3 protein-coding genes are annotated in these 1,994 nt (G+C 43.2%); 1 reads left to right on the top strand and 2 read right to left on the bottom strand.

Going from position 1 to position 1,994, the window contains the following annotated elements:
• Positions 1-216 (top strand): addiction module antidote protein (locus ACFIK6_RS09595; protein WP_375642714.1); only part of this gene is annotated, 216 nt, incomplete at its 5' end.
• A 33-nt stretch (positions 217-249) separates the two neighbouring features.
• Here ACFIK6_RS09595 and ACFIK6_RS09590 read toward each other — a convergent pair.
• On the bottom strand, positions 250-630 hold the full coding sequence (locus ACFIK6_RS09590) for a hypothetical protein (protein ID WP_375642713.1): 381 nt from the start codon (positions 628-630) through the stop codon (positions 250-252).
• Positions 631-649: 19 nt separating this feature from the next.
• Positions 650-1,774 carry a N4-gp56 family major capsid protein gene (locus ACFIK6_RS09585; protein WP_375642712.1) on the bottom strand — a complete coding sequence of 375 codons (1,125 nt, stop codon included), beginning with the start codon at positions 1,772-1,774 and terminating at the stop codon, positions 650-652.
• Positions 1,775-1,994: the final 220 nt, after the last annotated feature.

Below are 1,994 nucleotides of genomic sequence, written 5' to 3'. Positions count from 1 at the left end.
AATGAAGCCTTCAAAACTGGTGATGCTGCTCATATAGCAGATGCCCTTGGTATTGTTGCACGTGCTCAAAATATGAGAGCCTTAGCAAAAGAAACCAATCGTGAACGCAGTGGTTTATATCGCTCCTTAAGTAAGACTGGTGATCCTAAACTTTCTACCTTAGTCGCTGTGTTATCTGCCCTTAATTTGCAACTAAGCGTACAATCTGCTCCATAAATCGTGAGGGGAATAAGTCTTCCCCCACTCCTCTCAACGATTAGTCACGAATTGCACGACCACAACACACTCACCAGCCGCGGTTGTTTTATCCCGTGTTGCATAAAGCGTAAGCTCTTGATCATCTGGAACAAACTCTTTTTGGTTGGTTGATGTAAAATCTTGCGTACCTTGAGCTTTGATGTCCTTTTCACTAAACTCATTACCCCCATAGGTGCTTCCTATCTTTAATTTCGCTTCCGAAAATGCCGTCTTCACAAACGCTTTAATCGAAAGGATCATTGCACCACGCGGTAAAGTCCCGATTTTGCGTGTCAAATGCTTATCTTTATGAGAGATATTCAAACGCAAAAAACTGACCTGATGTGTATGAAGATCTCTGCCGTGTAAGTGTCCTGTTACGCCATCTACCATGTCCTATTTCCTTTCCTCATCACTCAACTTCACCGCTGTAGGTGGGGATAACTATCGTTCCAAAATCTTGGGCTCCTTGTGCTCTTCCTGGCATTTGGAAACGGGTTTTCTTCATGCCCATAATTGTATGCACTCCAAAACCGTATTCGCGTTTGTAGTCAAAGGTTTCTTCTTCGATTTTATAGCGGGTCTTACCGTAACTCTTACCAAATGCCATAACGACACTTTGCGCTCCAAGCAAAACAGCACGGCGCACACCTGCAAGACGTGTACTATCCGTGGATTTAACACCATTGGTGACATGCTCTGATTCACGTAAAATCACACCATTATACATGCCTAGAGAACCATCAAAGATTGGGTTTTTGGAACGCGAACCGGTATAAGCGGCTTTCTGAATATCAAGCCATTGACCCGTCTCTGTATTAGTGCGCAATTGTGTCACCTGAATGGGATGCAAATACAACACATAAACACTCTCGCTATTCACGCGAACCGGTCTAATTTTAGGATTCGCTAGCTTAGCGCACTGAACCGCTTCATCTATCAATTTAAGATTAAAGCTGTGTTTGGCTTTTTCTGTAAGATCTTCATCCTTAGTTTTACCATCTGGTCGCACAATGCGCTTACTGCTTGGAGCTAATGGTGCATTAAAGCCCCAAAAAAGAGGATCAAGATCAACCGGTTCTCCCTCAAAATTGAGCCTATTAGCGGTATAACCGCAAGCGTGAACGAAAAACATCAAACTCAAACGGTCCGCATACCAATCTGATAAACTGGTTTTGGCTTCTTCGCGCAAATTAAACAATGTGCGCTGATTATCAATAGTGCCTTCATTGGCAATTCTTGTTCCATGATAAAGTTCATTGATATAAAGTTTATCATGAAGGAATTGGAGTGCCTCTTCATTGCCTTCAAGGGTTTCGCCCTCACTCACACCACGTCCTGATAACTGAGCTCGCAGACTAAATGTTACACAATCCCCTTTGCCTTTTTGCGTCTCTGTTTTCACCTGAATAATACTATTGGAATCCTGCCCCATCAAAGGAGCAATAGGAGTTGCTTTGGAGACCTCCGCATCAAGAATTCTCGCCCATGTTTTTAACGCATGGGGATCATTAATCCCTATATGTGTTGTTGCCATTGATTTTACCTTTCTTTGCTATAAAAAAACCGGCTTAAAGCCGGACCACCAACCCGCACCAAAGGCGGCTTATTCTCTAAAAGTCTTTCACTTAATCTTCATCATCCGCACCACTCAATTTGCGTATAAGCACTCGGTTCTTTGGATTACTGTACCACGCTTGAAACTCTTTATCCGTCATAGCGTTCATCGTTTCCCATGAAAGTGGACCTGTACTCCC

This window comes from Bartonella sp. AS69XJJH (assembly GCF_042195585.1).
GTDB lineage: Bacteria > Pseudomonadota > Alphaproteobacteria > Rhizobiales > Rhizobiaceae > Bartonella.
Note: the sequence above shows the minus strand (reverse complement) of the source record. Positions and strands in the feature narration are given on the sequence as shown.